16 protein-coding genes are annotated in these 14,753 nt (G+C 59.5%); 3 read left to right on the plus strand and 13 right to left on the minus strand.

Translation table 11 applies throughout. The features are described from left to right. Positions 1-8: 8 nt before the first annotated feature. The 12 genes from serS to BN1012_RS07040 all read right to left on the minus strand — a co-directional run bounded on the left by serS (position 9) and on the right by BN1012_RS07040 (position 11,256). Entirely contained in the window at positions 9-1,316 is a 1,308-nt protein-coding gene (gene serS / locus BN1012_RS06985) for a serine--tRNA ligase (protein WP_043949074.1), read from the minus strand. Positions 1,317-1,397: 81 nt separating this feature from the next. Beyond that, positions 1,398-2,207 (minus strand): twin-arginine translocase subunit TatC, encoded by an 810-nt coding sequence (tatC, locus tag BN1012_RS06990; RefSeq protein ID WP_043949075.1) that lies wholly within the window; start codon positions 2,205-2,207, stop codon positions 1,398-1,400. Continuing rightward, complete coding sequence (gene tatB / locus BN1012_RS06995; RefSeq protein ID WP_145973434.1) at positions 2,204-2,533, minus strand: Sec-independent protein translocase protein TatB; 330 nt, start codon at positions 2,531-2,533, stop codon at positions 2,204-2,206. Before tatB ends, tatC begins: the two co-directional genes overlap by 4 nt. A 4-nt stretch (positions 2,534-2,537) precedes the next feature. Beyond that, positions 2,538-2,780 carry a twin-arginine translocase TatA/TatE family subunit gene (locus tag BN1012_RS07000; protein ID WP_043949077.1) on the minus strand — a complete coding sequence of 81 codons (243 nt, stop codon included), beginning with the start codon at positions 2,778-2,780 and terminating at the stop codon, positions 2,538-2,540. A gap of 107 nt (positions 2,781-2,887) precedes the next feature. Further along, positions 2,888-3,970: an ABC transporter ATP-binding protein gene (locus BN1012_RS07005; protein WP_043949078.1), complete on the minus strand. Its 1,083-nt coding sequence runs from the start codon at positions 3,968-3,970 to the stop codon at positions 2,888-2,890. Positions 3,971-4,012: 42 nt separating this feature from the next. Then, positions 4,013-4,906 carry an SMC-Scp complex subunit ScpB gene (gene scpB, locus BN1012_RS07010; protein WP_063958492.1) on the minus strand — a complete coding sequence of 298 codons (894 nt, stop codon included), beginning with the start codon at positions 4,904-4,906 and terminating at the stop codon, positions 4,013-4,015. Continuing rightward, positions 4,903-5,772 carry a segregation and condensation protein A gene (locus tag BN1012_RS07015; RefSeq protein WP_081826267.1) on the minus strand — a complete coding sequence of 290 codons (870 nt, stop codon included), beginning with the start codon at positions 5,770-5,772 and terminating at the stop codon, positions 4,903-4,905. Before BN1012_RS07015 ends, scpB begins: the two co-directional genes overlap by 4 nt. A 74-nt stretch (positions 5,773-5,846) precedes the next feature. Then, positions 5,847-6,881, minus strand: a complete 1,035-nt coding sequence (nagZ, locus tag BN1012_RS07020; RefSeq protein ID WP_043949079.1) for a beta-N-acetylhexosaminidase — start codon at positions 6,879-6,881, stop codon at positions 5,847-5,849. After that, a complete protein-coding gene (locus BN1012_RS07025; protein ID WP_043949080.1) occupies positions 6,881-7,687 on the minus strand; it encodes an SPOR domain-containing protein in 807 nt (268 codons plus the stop codon). Before BN1012_RS07025 ends, nagZ begins: the two co-directional genes overlap by 1 nt. Positions 7,688-7,743: 56 nt before the next feature. Then, a complete protein-coding gene (gene argS / locus BN1012_RS07030) occupies positions 7,744-9,510 on the minus strand; it encodes an arginine--tRNA ligase (protein ID WP_043949081.1) in 1,767 nt (588 codons plus the stop codon). 84 nt (positions 9,511-9,594) lie between these two features. Continuing rightward, positions 9,595-10,797 (minus strand): deoxyguanosinetriphosphate triphosphohydrolase, encoded by a 1,203-nt coding sequence (locus tag BN1012_RS07035; protein WP_043949082.1) that lies wholly within the window; start codon positions 10,795-10,797, stop codon positions 9,595-9,597. Positions 10,798-10,800: 3 nt separating this feature from the next. Next, the gene (locus BN1012_RS07040) at positions 10,801-11,256 is read right to left on the minus strand and encodes a YtoQ family protein (RefSeq protein WP_043949083.1); all 456 of its coding nucleotides are present in this window, start codon (positions 11,254-11,256) and stop codon (positions 10,801-10,803) included. A 144-nt stretch (positions 11,257-11,400) separates the two neighbouring features. Here BN1012_RS07040 and erpA point away from each other — a divergent pair, with 144 nt between their 5' ends. The 3 genes from erpA (at position 11,401) to BN1012_RS17380 (ending at position 13,055) form a co-directional block, all read left to right on the plus strand. Continuing rightward, on the plus strand, positions 11,401-11,778 hold the full coding sequence (gene erpA / locus BN1012_RS07045; protein WP_081826268.1) for an iron-sulfur cluster insertion protein ErpA: 378 nt from the start codon (positions 11,401-11,403) through the stop codon (positions 11,776-11,778). A gap of 61 nt (positions 11,779-11,839) precedes the next feature. Next, positions 11,840-12,625, plus strand: coding sequence for an exodeoxyribonuclease III (gene xth, locus BN1012_RS07050; RefSeq protein WP_043949084.1), 786 nt, complete (start codon positions 11,840-11,842; stop codon positions 12,623-12,625). Next, positions 12,618-13,055, plus strand: coding sequence for a GFA family protein (locus BN1012_RS17380; protein ID WP_171815929.1), 438 nt, complete (start codon positions 12,618-12,620; stop codon positions 13,053-13,055). The genes xth and BN1012_RS17380 overlap by 8 nt, the downstream gene beginning before the upstream one ends. On the opposite strand, the gene BN1012_RS07060 is transcribed toward BN1012_RS17380, so the two are convergent. Next, positions 13,028-14,605, minus strand: a complete 1,578-nt coding sequence (locus BN1012_RS07060) for a M81 family metallopeptidase (RefSeq protein ID WP_043949085.1) — start codon at positions 14,603-14,605, stop codon at positions 13,028-13,030. The two genes, BN1012_RS17380 and BN1012_RS07060, sit on opposite strands and share 28 nt — an antisense overlap. Between the last annotated feature and the right edge of the window lie 148 nt (positions 14,606-14,753).

Raw genomic sequence — 14,753 nt, forward strand, 5'->3', positions numbered from 1 at the left:
GCAGCTTGTCAGGCATCTGAGGCACCCAGTTCGAGAGTTTCGATGCCGCCCATATAGGGCTTCAATACATCAGGAATTGTGACAGACCCATCGGCCTGCTGATAGTTCTCAAGCACCGCAACCATGGCGCGGCCCACCGCCAAACCGGAGCCATTGAGGGTGTGCGTAAACCGCGTGCTCTTTTCACCTGTCGGCCGATAGCGCGCAGCCATGCGGCGGGCCTGAAAGTCGCCACACTGCGAGCAGGATGAAATCTCGCGATAGGCACCCTGACCCGGCAGCCAGACTTCAAGGTCATAGGTCTTGCGCGCCCCAAATCCCATGTCGCCTGTGCACAGCACCATGGTCCGGAACGGCAGCTCCAGCCGTTTGAGAACTTCTTCAGCGCATTGGGTCATGCGCTCATGTTCATCATTTGACGTTTCCGGCGTCGTGATACTGACCAGCTCAACCTTGGCGAACTGATGCATACGGATCATGCCGCGCGTGTCGCGACCTGCAGACCCTGCCTCCTTGCGAAAACACTGGGTGAAGGCTGTGAATCGAAGCGGCAGCTCTTCTTCTGAATGAATGGCTTCGCGGGCCAGATTGGTCAGGGGCACTTCAGCGGTTGGAATGAGCCAGTGCGCATCCTCATCATCCGGCGCGCCGGTCTTGAACTGATCGTCGACAAACTTTGGCAGCTGCGCGGTGCCATACATCGCCGCGTCGCGCACCAGCATGGGCGGGGCCACTTCCGTATAGCCGAACTCCGTGGTGTGCAGGTCGAGCATGAAATTCGCCAGCGCGCGCTCCAGCCGGGCCAACTGGCCCTTGAGAACCACAAAGCGGGCACCGGACAGTTTTGCCGCCGTTTCGAAATCCATGAGGCCACCGGCCTCGCCCAGATCAAAATGCTCCTTGGCCTCAAAATTGAGCTGGCGTGGCTCAAGGTGTTTGCGGACCTCGACGTTGCCATCCTCGTCCTCACCCACGGGCACATCATCCAGCGGCATGTTCGGGAGACCGGACAGCACCGCCTCGATCCGTTCATCGAACTGGCGCTGACGGTCTTCGCCGTCCTGAATGACGCTTTTCAGTTTTGCGACTTCATCAATCAGTGCCTGCGCCCCGGCATCGTCGCCCTGTGCCTTGGCCTTTCCGATGGCTTTCGATGCATCATTGCGCCGCGACTGGACGTCCTGCAGTTCCGAGATCAGCGCCCGGCGCTCCTCATCAATTTTCAGAACATCAGCCGCGTGAGGTGCCACGCCGCGCTTGGCCAACCCGGCGTCAAAAGCGTCCGGGTTGTCGCGTATCCATTTGACGTCATGCATAGGAGCGAATCTTTCGAGGGGCAGAAAACCTAAGGTCTTGCCCCTCTATACGATGCAGGTCCGGACCGGTCCAGAAGCCGTTTAGACCGCCTCGTTTCCAGCCTCTGCAGCCTGCTTTTCCGCGCGTCTCTTCTCAATGATGCGCACGCCGATGATGGAAATCTCGTAGAGCAGGATAATCGGAACACCCAGGCCGATCTGGCTGATGGGATCCGGCGGCGTGAGGATGGCTGCAGCGGCAAACGCACCGACAATCGCGTATTTGCGCTGCTTCGCCAGACCCTGGGATGACACAAGCCCGGCCCGCCCCATCAACATCAAGAGCACGGGCAATTGAAAGGCGAGACCGAACGCAAAAATCAGTGTCATCACGAGAGACAGGTATTCATTCACCTTGGCTTCCAGCTGAATGGGCAAGGCGCCATCACCGCCGGTCGTTTCAAAGCCCAGGAAGAACTCGGTTGCCATCGGCATGATGAAATAGAACACCAGCGACGCGCCCAGAATGAACAGGACGGGCGTCGCCGCGAGGAATGGCAGGAACGCTCCGCGCTCATCGCGGTAAAGACCCGGCGCAATGAACAGCCACACCTGCCCGGCAACATAGGGGAACGACAGGCACAGGGCCGCAAACATCGCGACCTTGATGTAGGTAAAAAATGTTTCCTGCAGAGCTGTGTAGATCAGGCGGCGGCCGGGGTCGCCGGACAAGGCATCCGCCAGGGGCTGCGTGAGATAGGCGTAAATGTCTTCGGCAAAGTAAAACGTGACGCAAAAGGCAATGACGAAAGCAATCAGTGCTTTGATGAGGCGCGTGCGCAGCTCGATCAGGTGTTCCAGCAATGGTGCCCGGCTGGCCTCAATGTCATCTGTGCCGTCGCGTTCGCTCACCCGCGTTCTCCAGTCGCAACGGTTTTGCCTGCGTCATCAGATTTGGGGGGTATTGCTGATGTGTCTTCGTCCTCATTCGGACGAATGGGCGGTGGCGAGGACATGATGTCCCCCTCGCCCACGCGATCGATTTCGCGCTTGAGTTCCTCCAGCTCGGTTTCCTTTGCCAGGTCCTCAAAGCCACGCTGAAATTCTGCTGCCATGGACCGGGCACGGGCCACATACCGGCCAACGGTCGTCATCATTTTGGGCAGGTCTTTTGGACCCACCACGATGACGGCAAGTGCCATGAGTATGAGGAGCTCGAACCAGCCGATATCAAACACGGGTCTAGTTCTTTAGCGTTTCGCGCTGTGCCGTGTCTTTGGCATCCGCGGTAGCGTTGCCGTCAACCCTCTCGCCTTCGATCGTTTTTCCAGCCGAAGTGGTGCCGGCATCGTCATCGCTCATGCCCTTGCGGAAGCTCTTGATGCCCTGGGCCACGTCACCCATGAGATCAGAAATCTTGCCACGGCCGAAAAGGAGAATGACCAGCACGACGACGATAAGGATCTGCCAGATGCTCAGTCCCATATGAAAAACTCCCAACAAGCCGCCAAAAAGGGGCGAAAACCTAATGAATTCAAGAGAACACTAGTGTTTCAGATGGTTTGCAGTGCGGCAACCTGCAAGGTCGCATGTCACCGCTGACGGTTAACTGTGCTCTCGCCACCTGAAACAAGCGCATTATCAGCAAAAATCAAGGCGCGCTCAGGGGCTGCTGCGGCCCGAACACTGGTGCCCTCGGCCGGCAGCCAGGCACCGCGTACGCGAACGTGAACAAGGCCATCGTGACCGTCGACCTCAATCTCAATGAGGCTTTCCTCACCCAGCAAGCGGGCCCGGCGGACAATAGCCGCCACACCGACCCCGCCGCTGCCAAGTTCGATGGCGGTGGGACGCAGCACGATGTCTACTTGCGTGCCGTCGGCAATGTTTGGAGCTGGAAATGTCCCAAGCGGACAGGTGATGAGCCCACCTTCGACAGTGCCTGCGCAGCGGTTTACATCGCTGAAGAAGGCAGCGGCCTCCGCATCCACGGGCTGATAATAGAGCTCCTGTGGCGTGCCCACCTGCACCAGCTTTCCCTTGCGCAGGAGCGCGATGCGATCCGCCATGCGCATGGCTTCTTCCGGATCATGGGTCACCAGCAATGCGCTGGCACCTGACTGATCAATCAGTGACAGGGCTTCGTCCCGCACGCTGTCGCGTAAACGGTTGTCCAAGCCTGAGAACGGCTCATCCATCAGCATGATGCGCGGACCCGGTGCCATGGCACGAGCAAGCGCCACCCGCTGCTGCTCACCGCCTGACAGCACGCTGGGATACACGTGGGCGTAGCGTGTCATGCCGACGCCTTCCAGAGCCCGCAGCGCAATCGGCTCGCGTTCGTCCTTGGCCTGCTGGTGCAGACCGAACTTCACATTGTCCAGCACCGTGAGATGCGGAAACAGCGCATAGTCCTGGAACATGAGGCCGACACCGCGTTTTTCCGGTGGCACAAACACGCCGGGTCCCGCCACGACTGTCTGGTCGATTTCAACGCGGCCGGTCGTCGGGCGCTCGACGCCTGCTGCGATGCGCAGCGTCGTTGTCTTGCCACACCCCGAAGGTCCAAGCAGACACACGACCTCGCCAGCGGCCACGTCCAGGGAGAGATCCTGGAGTGCCAGCTGCACATCATATTGATGCGCGATGCCTTTGAAGGAGAGCCGAGCGGTCATGGGGCGCACAATAGTCAGAATGCGCTCAAGTACAAATGCGGCTTATTCGCGATTTTCGTCGCTTTCGGGTTCTGCGGCTTCTGAAGTGGTCTCATCATCCGTCGACGCGACAGGTTCTGGAATGACTTCGTCAGATGCTTCACCGATCAGCAGCTCTTCGCCGCTGTCGTCTTCGGCCAGCTCCTCTTCGTCTTTCGACAGCTGATCGTCGCCAGGTTGGGGCACGGAGAAGTCCGGTGGCAGACGCGCATCCAGCAATCCGGCTGCTTTAAGATCGTCCACGCCGGGAAGATCCCGCACACTTTCAAGGCCAAAGTGAACGAGGAAATCTTCAGAGGTGCCATATGTCAGTGGACGGCCCGGGGTTTTGCGGCGACCGCGCAGGCGTATCCAGCCGGTCTCCAGCAGCACGTCCAGCGTACCGGTGGACACGGACACACCGCGAATTTCTTCGATTTCAGCGCGCGTCACCGGCTGGTGGTAGGCAATGATTGCCAGCGTTTCCATGGCAGGCCGCGACAGCTTCTTCATCTGGACGGCTTCACGCTGCAACAGGAAGGACAGGTCTTCAGCCGTCCGCATGAGCCATTTGCCGCCAACCGGCACCAGGTTGACGCCACGCGGTGCGTAGAATGCCTGCAGCTCCGTCAGCAGCCCCGGCACATCCGTGCCCTCTGGAAGGCGCTGAGCCAGGCTTTTCACATCAAGCGGTTCTGAAGCAGCAAAAAGCAGCGCTTCGACCATCCGAAGTGTCTTGGCCCGGTTTTCATCAGAAATGCTGGCGACATTTGACGTGTCAGCGGCGTCCTCATTGGAGGCCTCTGCTTCTGAAGACGCAGTGTCGGCTGCTTCGGTCTCAGAACCGACGGCCTCCTCCTCGATATCGTCTTCTTCGTGCATGTCGTGTTTTTCAGCCCTGCGCGGTGCGTTCGTCATGAGGCGTTTCCGTTTGCTGCATCAACCGGCTCTTGCGGGTGTAGTCGTGGCCCTTGTGGTGATCCATCCCCAATTCGCCGTGCATAAAGCGGTGCGAAGGGGCTGGCCTGCCGGAGTTCAATCTTGCCGTGCTTTGCGAACTCAAGGCTTGCCGAAAACGTGCTGGCAATCCCGGACCGGCGATCCTTGCCTTCGGAAAACTCCGGCGGCACCAGGCTGTCGATCAGACCCCAGTCAATCAGCGTCCCCAGCATGCTCTCAAGTCGCGTCCGCGCCTCTTCAATAGTTAACACCGGCTGGCGGGCCATTTTAAGGCGGTCAATCTTCTGGACGGCGCGTTGCGTCGAATAGGCTTTCAGCAGGTCATAGATTTCAGCCGAGTACTGGCTTTTCTTGATGACCCGGACGCCTTCAGGCATACCGCGGGCAAAGATATCGCGGCCCATCCGGTCGCGCGCCATCAGCTTGGCTGCGCTCTCGCGCATGGCTTCCAGGCGCTGCAGACGGAAAGCAAGCCGGGCTGCCATTTCCTCGGCGCTGGGTTCTTCGTCTTCTTCCGGTGGCGGCAGCAGCAGGCGGCTCTTGAGGAACGCAAGCCACGACGCCATGACGAGATAGTCTGCTGCGAGTTCCAGCTCCAGCTTCTTGGCTTCTTCAACGAAAGCCAGATACTGCTCGGCAAGCTCAAGAATTGAGATCTTGGCGAGATCGACTTTCTGGGACCGCGCTAGCGTCAGCAGCAGGTCCAGCGGGCCCTCAAAGCCATCCACATCAATGACCAGTGAGCGCGGATCCACATCCGCACTGGATGCGTCGGTCTCGCGCGGGGCACCGCTTTCAAAATCGTAGACTTCGCCGGGGCTCAACTGATCAATTCCGTGTCCGGTGTGGGTTTGAAGTGGGTATGAAACTTCACCGTCTGCCTAGATGCAGGGCACCGTCAAGCACTTGCGCTGAGAAGTTCATCCCATCTCTGAACTGCGGCCGTAACCGATTCGTCACTGAAGGGTTTTCGGCGGGAAAGCGCCATTTCTGAACGCAGCACAGCCGGTGGAGAGAGGTTGGATGTCGCGGTTGCCACCGCTTCCATCTCGTCCATGTGACCATTGCAGTGCAGCACCAGGTCACACCCTGCACCAATCGATTCGGTGACACGGCTTTCCATTGATCCACCAAGCGCCTTCATGGAGAGATCGTCCCCCATGAGTAGCCCATCAAATCCGATCTCCTCGCGGATAAGCCGAATGACGTCGCCGCTGGTCGTTGCCGGATTTTTGGGATCAAGGGCTGTAAAAACCACATGCGCCGTCATACCCAAGGGCAGGTCAGCCAGCGACACGAACGGACGAAAATCGATCTCCCGCAGGCTCTCTGCAGAGGCATCGACAACCGGCAGGTCTTCGTGGCTATCAACCCCTGCCCGGCCATGACCGGGAATGTGCTTGAGAACAGGCAGCACACCCGCCTGTTCAAGCCCGGTCGCTGCCGCTCGGGCCAGCGCTATGACCTGCTCAGGCGTTTCGCCATAGGCACGGTCACCGATGATGTCATGAGCGCCAGGCTGCGGTACGTCAGCCAGCGGGACGCAGTCCACATCAATGCCCAGTGACCGCAGCTCCTGACCAATCAGGAATGCGCCCAGCTCGCAGGCTTCAAGCCCTGCAGCCTTGTCCTGCTGAAAGAGGTCGCCATAGGTCCGCACAGGTGGATATTTGCGCCAGTGCGGCGGCTTAAGCCGCGCAACCCGACCGCCCTCCTGATCAATCAGGATCGGCGCATCGCGGCCAACGGTCTCCCTGAGCGACGCACAAAGGGCCGCCACCTGAGCCGGTGTATCCACATTGCGGGCAAAAAGGATGAATCCCCACGGGTTAGCATCCCGGAAGAACCGGATTTCTGCTTCTGTCAGCGTCAGTCCTTCGCAGCCGTAAATGGCAGCCTGGACCTGAAGCGCCTGAGCGCCGCCTTCCGCCATTAGCGCTTGCGCACCAGGCAGTCGGTTCCAGCTGCTTTCAGGCTAGCACATGCTGTTTCAGCTGCACCCTTGGTCGCGTAGGTGGCAGCCCGCAGGCGATACCAGATACCCCGGTCGCCCAGGTCTGCCCGCTGAATGTCAGCCGTTGCAGCGGCAAGGATGCCCGCATGTTTGCGCTGCAGGCCGGCCCATTCGGTCTGAGCACGTGCCTGATCCCGGAAAGACCCAATCTGAATGACCCAGCCGCCCGTTGATGCTGCAGGAGCCGTTGGCTGGGCAGCAGGTGCAGGCGTAGGTGCCGGAGTTGGTGCTGGTGTAGGCGCAACTGCGACCGGAGCAGCAGGCTCAGTTGCGGGAGGTGTAGCTTCAGCAGCAGGTGCCGGTGTCGGCGCTACAGGTGCGGTTGGAATGGTGCCAGGCTCTTCCGGCGGCGGCAGAAGGCGCTCTACGCCTGCTTCCACGTCGCCAGCGGTGCTGTCGCCATTGATCCGCTCAAATATCTCTTTGTCCTGATGGGGAATTTCCATTCCGCCCGGCTCCTGCGGAGCCACTTTTTCAGGCCCGCCGTCCGCACGCACAATTGGCGGCGCCGTGCGAATGCCTTCTTCGCGACCCTGCTGATAGGCGAAATAGACAACCCCAGCGAGGGCCGCCAGAACGGCCAGCACCACGATCAGCATCAGCCAGCCGCGGCCCGCAGGCTCGTCGTCTTCGTCTGTGGCATCGTAGGTGTCCATTTCATCGACCATCACCGGGTCAAACGCGCTGCGCGCATACCGGTCATCATCTTGATCCATATTGGACATGGGCCCTTGCCCCTCCTGATCCTGTTATCTGCGCAAATAGACCGCTTTCTGGCGGTCTAGCGCATTTCCTTAACGGGGGTGACGCCAAGTATTCCAAGCCCCGCGGCCAGCGTCAGCGCTACTGCGCGAATCAAAGCCAGCCGTGCCATGGTAACACCCGGTTGATCAGTGTGGATAAACCGCAACCGGGCGTCGTCCTTGCCTTTGTTCCACAGCGCGTGGAACCCGGCAGCCAGTTCCTGCAGGTAAAAGGCGACACGATGAGGCTCATGAGACAATGCCGCCTGCTCGACAAGCCGGGGGAACCCGGCCATCAGCTTGATGAGGGCCAGTTCGGCGTCATCGTCCAGCGCTGACAGGTCGGTTGTTGCCAGGGCCGCATCAGACAGGTCAGCATCCGGGAAATCATCACCCGCCAGCCGCAGTACGGAACAGATACGCGCATGGGCGTACTGTACGTAAAACACCGGATTGTCCTTCGACTGCTCCATCACAGCGGCAAAGTCGAAGTCCAGCGGTGCATCGTTCTTGCGCGTCAGCATCATGAACCGCACCACGTCGCGGCCCACTTCATCCACGACGTCGCGCAGGGTCACGAATTCACCGGAGCGCTTCGACATCTTCACCGGCTCGCCAGCGCGGAACAGTTTCACCATCTGGCAGATCTTGACGTCCAGTGATCCTTCATTGTCCGACAGTGCTTTGACGGCAGCCTGCATCCGCTTGATGTAGCCACCATGGTCAGCACCCCACACGTCAATCATCTCATTGAAGCCGCGCCGGTACTTGTCCAGGTGATAGGCAATGTCGGCGGCAAAATAAGTGTGCGTGCCGTCAGATTTTTTCAGAGCACGGTCAACGTCATCGCCAAACTCTGTCGCCTTGAAAAGTAGCTGTGGGCGCGCTTCCCAATCATCCGGCATCTTGCCTTTGGGTGGTTCCAGAACGCCGGTGTACAGCAGCCCTTTGTCCTCAAGCAGATCAATGGCTTCTGCGAGCTTCGAGCCCTGCTCATCTGACCGGCCAAGACCACGCTCGGAGAAAAACACCTCATGGTGAATGTCGAGGGCCGCGAGATCATCCCGGATCATCGCCATCATCGCGTCGATGGAGGCATCCTTGACGATGGGAAGCCAAGCGGTCTCTTCCATGTCGATCAGGGTCTTGCCGTGTTCATCCGCCAGGGCCTTGCCAACCGGCACAAGATAGTCGCCGGGATAAAGACCTTCAGGTATCTCACCGATGTTCTCACCAAGTGCTTCGCGATAGCGAAGGAAAGCCGAACGCGCCAGAACCTCGATCTGACCTCCGGCATCATTGATGTAGTACTCGCGCGCTACGTCGTAGCCGGCCTTGTTGAGCAGGTTCGCCAGCGCGTCGCCGAAGATGGCGCCGCGGCAATGGCCCACATGCATCGGGCCGGTCGGGTTGGCGGAGACGTATTCCACATTCACTTTGCGCCCGCCGCCGACATCTGCGTCGCCGAACTTTTCACCTGCTTCGAGCACGCCCTTCACCTGCGCACGCATGAGGTCTTCAGCCAGACGCAGATTGATGAAGCCCGGTCCGGCAACCTCTGCAGATGCGATGGATGGAGCAGACGTGATTTCTGCAGCAATGGCATCCGCGATATCGCGCGGCTTCATCTTGGCCTGCTTGGCCAGAACCATGGCGGCGTTGGTCGCAATATCCCCATGCGACGGGTCGCGCGGCGGCTCAACCGTCACGTTGGCGAGGTCCAGACCGCCCGGAAGTGTACCGCCGGATGAGAGGGTCTCAAGCGTCTGCAAAAGGACGGCGCGGATATCGCTGAAAAGGTTCATGTGTGTCGACGTCAAATGGAAGTGAGGAGGAAGCGCTCGATACACCCTTGAGCTCTGTTTGTCATGTCAGCGGGCTGGGGGCGTTTAGCGGAAAATCGGATCGGGCTGGAACAATCGTCGGTGTTCCTCAATGGCGAAACGGTCGGTCATGCCTGCCACGTAGTCACAGACCGTTTCAGCGGTCTTCACCGTGCGCGGGCCGTCCGTCATGTCCTGCCACTCATTGGGCAGCAGGCTTGGCTCGTTGACTAGCAGTTCAAACACTTCGGTCATGACGCGTTTGGCCTTGCTCATCATCCGGTTGACCTGGAAGTGGCGGTACATCCGTTCCAGCAGGAACGATTTTAGCGCCCGGTCGTGCGCCTGCATCTCTTCGGAGAACGATGCGATCTGCATCCCCGCATTGCGGATATCATCGCTGTTGCCGGGCTGGATTTTCTCCAGCCGTCGTGTCGTCTCGCCAATGACATCCTCGACCATGTGAGAGATCAGTCTACGGATGGCTTCATGACGCAGACGTCGGGGCGCAAGGCCTGGATACGCATCATGCACTTCACGGAACATGTCGCCGACGAGTGGCAGTGACATCAGGTCGTCCGCGGTGAACAGACCTGCGCGCAGTCCATCGTCAATGTCATGGTTGTTGTAGGCAATGTCGTCTGACAGTGCCGCCACCTGCGCTTCAAGGCTGGCATAGGTGTGAAGGTCCAAAGCCGCCAGACCTTCATACTCGCGGAAGGCCCGTGGCAGGTGGTCCGTCCCCTCGCCTTGCCCAATCACCGGTCCGTTGTGTTTGACGACACCTTCAAGCGTTTCCCATGTGAGGTTCAGACCATCGAAGTCTGCGTAGCGTTGCTCAAGGCGCGTGACGATGCGCAGGGTCTGGGCGTTATGGTCAAACCCGCCATAGCCTTCCATGCACTCAGCCAGCGCGTCTTCGCCCGCATGACCAAAGGGCGTGTGGCCAAGATCATGGGCCAGGGCCAGGGCCTCAGCCAGGTCTTCATCAAGACCAAGGAAGCGGCTGAGTGACCGCGCTATCTGCGCCACTTCAAGGGAATGCGTCAGTCGGGTCCGGTAGTAGTCACCCTCGTGATACACAAAGACCTGCGTCTTGTGCTTGAGCCGACGGAACGCCCCTGAATGGATAATCCGGTCGCGGTCGCGCTGGTATGGCGACCGCGTGCGGCTTTCCATCTCATCATGCCGCCGCCCGCGCGTGGCGGACGGGTCGGTTGCGTAAGGCGCAAGGTCGCCGGTGATCGGCTTGGTGAGGGCTGGTGCCACTGGCTAGAGCGTCCCGTCGATGACGTACTTCAAAACCCGAACGACCTGTGCTGGTTCCTGCGCCCAGGCCAATGCCGCGCCGTCGACTTCCTTCAGAGGATGACGGAGGTCCGGGTCATGGAGCGTAATGATCGGCTTGTTGAGAGCCGCCGCATAGCCTGCGTCAAAGGCAGCGTTCCACTGCTTGTACTTGTCGCCAAAGCGCACAACCACAATGTCTGCCCCCTTGATAAGGGTGGAGGTGCGAATGGAATTCACCTTCGCGCCCTTGTTGTCGTACCAAAACTCATTGTCTTCAGCGCCGAGGATATCTGCACCGCAGGCGTCGGAGGAGCCGTGATCAGTTACAGGGGCTGAAAACACCACCGGCAGACCAGCAGCTTTGGTGCCTGCTTCGATCTGGTCGCGCCAGTCAGTGTGAATTTCGCCGGAAAGATAGACCTGCCAGGTTTTGCTCATATTTGGCTCGTTTCTTGAGGCTCGTTTGGGCGCCTAGATTGACAATCGCTTATGTGCGATTACCTAATAATAACAAGTCGCATCGCAAGGTTGAAAAACCGGCGCAATGCCACCTGTGCGAATTTGTGTATCGAGGGTGTACCCATGAGCGACGTTCAAGTCGAGAGCAACTCTGCAGACGCAATTGCGGCCGCTGGCGGTGATTTCACCGTTTCTGCCAGCGCAGCCAAGCAGATCGGCAAAATCCTCTCTGGCGAGGCGGATGGCACGATGCTGCGCGTCAGCGTCGAAGGCGGCGGCTGCTCGGGTTTTCAGTACAATTTCACCCTCGATGATACCAAAACCGACGACGATCTGGTGATTGAGCGTGACGGGGCCACGGTTCTCGTGGATTCGGTCTCGCTGATGTATGTTGGCGGCTCCGAGCTGGACTATGTGGACGACCTCATCGGTCAGTCATTTCAGGTCAAAAACCCCAATGCGACGGCTTCGTGTGGCTGCGGGACATCATTCTCCGTCTAGCCTTCTGGTCTTCAGGCGTGCCCTCGCCTAACCTCCGCAACCTTGATTTGCGGAGTGCCTCATGAAGATCGCGACCTGGAACGTCAATTCCATCAAAGTACGCCTGCCCAACCTGCTTGCCTGGCTGAAGGACGCTGAGCCCGACGTCGTGTGTCTGCAGGAACTCAAATGCGTGGATGAGGCTTTCCCCCGGTCGCAGGTGGAAGACGCTGGCTACAACGTCGAGACCCATGGGCAGAAAACATATAACGGCGTGGCAATCCTCTCGAAGTCTCCCCTTGAAGATGTGACCCGTGGCCTGCCCGGCATGGAAGACGATGAACAGGCACGATATCTCGAAGGGCTCGTGCCCGCCGGCGATCAGATGCTGCGCATTGCCTCGATCTATCTGCCAAATGGCAACCCGGCACCCGGCCCCAAATATGACTACAAGCTGGACTGGATGGAGAAGCTCGCTGCCCACGCAGAAGCCCTTCTGGCCTATGAAGAGCCGCTGGCCCTGACCGGTGACTACAACGTTATTCCGACGCCGGACGATGTGCATGATGCAGCAGCATGGGCAGATGATGCCCTGTTCCGGCCGGACACGCTCAAGGCATTTCGCACCATTGCCAATCTCGGCCTGACGGACGCCTTCCGGGCGTGTCACACAACGCCCCACCGCTACTCCTTCTGGGACTACCAGGCCGGTGCATGGCAGAAGGACAACGGCATTCGCATTGACCACCTGATGCTCAGCGCCCACGCCGCTGACCGGCTGGTGTCCTGCGACATAGACAAATATGTGCGCGACTGGGAAAAGCCGTCAGACCATGTGCCGGTCTGGGCGGAGCTGGATTTTGACTAGCGGACCCACCCCGCTGCTGGCCGGCGGCTGCTCATGTGGAGCGGTCCGATATGAGATCTCGACGCCTGAGATCAATGCCGGGATTTGCCATTGCGCAGACTGCCAGCGTCATTCTGGTGCGCCCTTTGTCGTGTGGCTTGGTATCGAGCCAGAGGCTTTCAAACTGACCCAGGGTGATGTGAAAGAATTCAGCTCATCCAAATGGGCGACGCGCGGGTTTTGCGCTACGTGCGGGTCTACCCTGACCTATCGGGTCAACGACAACACTGACGAGATTGATGTCGCCGGTGGCACGCTGGATGACCCCGGTGCAGCGGCACCCAAGTTTCAGATTTTCAAGAAAGACAGTCCCCGCTTCATGCAGGGCTTCGATGAAACGCTGCCGGAAAAAGACGTGGAAGCCTATTTCAACGGTTTGCGTGAGCGCTGAAACGCCGGGCCCATGGGCATGAGCCGCACACCGCTACGCAGCCGCCTGTAGGCCAGGTCCACATGATCCGCCGGGTTGGGACCAGGGCTGCCCACCACCACAATGTCACGGGCGATCTTTTGAAAGTCCGCCCTGAAGTGAACCGAGCTTTTGACAGCAACAATATTCTCGGCCGCAGGCTCGACACCAAATGCAGTGAACATGACCCGGTCCGCTGTTTGAACCTTGTGGCTGGCAACCACGACCCGGACGTCTTCAATCATCAGCAAGGCTGACTTGCCCAGCGACAGATGCGCGCCGCGATAAAATGGTCCGTGTGCTTCTATTTCGCCGTCATGCAGCTTGAGGACCTTGAAGGTGCCTTCAATAGGTTTTTCCTTGGCACCGCCCGTCCATGCGCCGAGCGACATCTGGACCTCCGCGCCCTCGCCGGCCGCCCATGCGGCACTTGCGGCCGATGGATCAAACAGCACGCCGCACAGCGCCGTTTCAGCGCCGGAAATCAGTGAGCGCAGAATGCCGACCGTATCGCCATTGCCACCGGCACCGGGATTGTCCTGCGTATCCGCCAGGATCAATGGCCCGTCCCGGCGGTCAAGGTCGCTTGCCGCTTCGCCATAGGCCACGGCTTCTTCAGCGGTCCATATCTTCTGACGAAACCCGCGTTCAAACTCCATGAACGTTTCAGCCAGACGATCAACAGCTTCGTCTGCCGCCTCCTGCGTATCCGCATAGGCCATGACGGCAGGGCCGCATTCAGCAATGTCCGCCGGTGGAAATCCCATGGTGGCGGAGGCTGTCAGGATTTCGGTTTCCTCATTGCCATTGGTATCTAGCTTGAGATGCTCAAGGGCCGTCACATCCGCGTAGATCAATGCAGCCGGGTCACTCATGGTCGATTGCGCCGTGAGTGGAATGAGATAGTTGAGTTTGCGGAATGCCTTTGCCGGGCGCCCTGCCCGACGCGCCAGATTGGCAACCAGCTTCGCCGCGCGGGCGCCCGTCTCCGCCATGTCCACGTGTGGATAGGTGCGGTACGCCACCAGCGCATCTGAGTTGCGCATCATCTTGGCGGTTACGTTGGCATGGAGATCAAGCGATGCGACGATCGGAACCTGGCCATTGGTGATGTCGCGGATCCACTCCAGCAGATCCCCCTCGCCGTCTTCCATTTCTTCGGTGACCATTGCGCCGTGAAGATCAAGGTAGATGGCGTCGAGGGGCCCATCGCGCAGGGCACGCTCGAGTTCCTCGACCATCATGCCGGCAATATGTGCAAAGGCGTCGGACGTGACATGCGCAGACGGCGTGGCGGCCGCCCACACCATGGGAACCGGTGTCAGCGCCTGGGCCACTGCTTCGGCGAGAAAGCCCGCAATCGGGATGTTCATGTCGCTGGCGCCATCCGCGCCGGGCGCGAATGTGGTCAACAGGCCAGGTCCACCTTGGAGGGCCGGCCAGGCGTCAGGCTGCAGGAACGCATCCAAATCTGCCTTTTGGGAGGCAAATGTGTTGGTCTCGTGCTGAAAACCACCCACTGCGACACGCATGACGGACGCCTCTTCTGTGTCTGTGTGGAGACCCGCACATGCCTGACATACGGCCACACGCCAACTAGCTTAGGACTCGCCGGCAGCCCATGGCTACAATCAAAGACATCAAAAAAACGCGGAAAATGTGACCGGGGGTTTTGGGCGC

Source organism: Candidatus Phaeomarinobacter ectocarpi (genome assembly GCF_000689395.1).
In the GTDB taxonomy this organism is placed as follows: Bacteria; Pseudomonadota; Alphaproteobacteria; order CGMCC-115125; family CGMCC-115125; genus Pyruvatibacter; species Pyruvatibacter ectocarpi.

Coding starts and splice junctions, on each gene's coding strand:
- xth (WP_043949084.1), top strand. CDS start 11,840: ATGAAGATCGCGACCTGGAACGTCAATTCCATCAAAGTACGCCTGCCC.
- BN1012_RS07005 (WP_043949078.1), bottom strand. CDS start 3,970: ATGACCGCTCGGCTCTCCTTCAAAGGCATCGCGCATCAATATGATGTG.
- erpA (WP_081826268.1), top strand. CDS start 11,401: ATGAGCGACGTTCAAGTCGAGAGCAACTCTGCAGACGCAATTGCGGCC.
- BN1012_RS07025 (WP_043949080.1), bottom strand. CDS start 7,687: ATGTCCAATATGGATCAAGATGATGACCGGTATGCGCGCAGCGCGTTT.
- nagZ (WP_043949079.1), bottom strand. CDS start 6,881: ATGGCGGAAGGCGGCGCTCAGGCGCTTCAGGTCCAGGCTGCCATTTAC.
- scpB (WP_063958492.1), bottom strand. CDS start 4,906: ATGACGAACGCACCGCGCAGGGCTGAAAAACACGACATGCACGAAGAA.
- argS (WP_043949081.1), bottom strand. CDS start 9,510: ATGAACCTTTTCAGCGATATCCGCGCCGTCCTTTTGCAGACGCTTGAG.
- BN1012_RS07060 (WP_043949085.1), bottom strand. CDS start 14,605: ATGCGTGTCGCAGTGGGTGGTTTTCAGCACGAGACCAACACATTTGCC.
- BN1012_RS07000 (WP_043949077.1), bottom strand. CDS start 2,780: ATGGGACTGAGCATCTGGCAGATCCTTATCGTCGTCGTGCTGGTCATT.
- serS (WP_043949074.1), bottom strand. CDS start 1,316: ATGCATGACGTCAAATGGATACGCGACAACCCGGACGCTTTTGACGCC.
- BN1012_RS07040 (WP_043949083.1), bottom strand. CDS start 11,256: ATGAGCAAAACCTGGCAGGTCTATCTTTCCGGCGAAATTCACACTGAC.